This window comes from Psychrobacter sp. (genome assembly GCF_036731945.1).
Lineage (GTDB): Bacteria > Pseudomonadota > Gammaproteobacteria > Pseudomonadales > Moraxellaceae > Psychrobacter.
The window spans coordinates 28,426-28,971 of the sequence record NZ_DAINDI010000025.1 but is presented as its reverse complement, the minus strand read 5'-3'; the positions used below and the strand labels follow the sequence as shown (position 1 = coordinate 28,971).

At 47.4% G+C, this 546-nt stretch carries 1 protein-coding gene; it reads left to right on the top strand.

Going from position 1 to position 546, the window contains the following annotated elements; translation table 11 throughout:
- On the top strand, positions 1-381 hold a 381-nt coding region (locus tag V7D75_RS06935), incomplete at its 5' end, for a cell envelope integrity protein TolA (protein ID WP_333613968.1).
- Positions 382-546 lie beyond the last annotated feature (165 nt).

The window sequence follows — 546 nt, the reverse complement described above, 5'->3', positions numbered from 1 at the left end:
TCAGGTAGCGCAGGACAGACCCTTAGCTTAGGAGATGATGGTCAATCAACACTGTCTGGTGACGCCACCACTTCCAGCACTGCAAAGGGTAGCAGTCGCTCGGCATCAAGCGGTAGTCGCGGCGCTAGTAATAGTGAAATCATCAATTTAATCAAACGCAACTATAATCCGCCAACAGCGGCCAAAGGCTCAACGCAGCGTGCTACCTTGACCATCACAGTCAATGCCAGTGGCGCTGTCGTGAATGTCTCAGCGTCGGGCCCTGATAGCGCGGTCAATGAAGCCGCCAAACAAGCGGTGCTCAATACCGGCAGCTTACCGATTGATGCTGATGACCCCAAATACCCCACTTTTACCATACAGTTTAAGGGCAGCAATTAAGCAGTTGCCCACACACGATATTATTGCTAACGTTACCTTAAGCAACTTGCACCCGCGGCGATATTATTTTAACGTTATCATTGATTTAGCATTTATAAAAACAATTATCCCCATCTAGGAGTTTGACTTGGTTATGCGCATTCATAAAAAACTATGCCTCTCTTT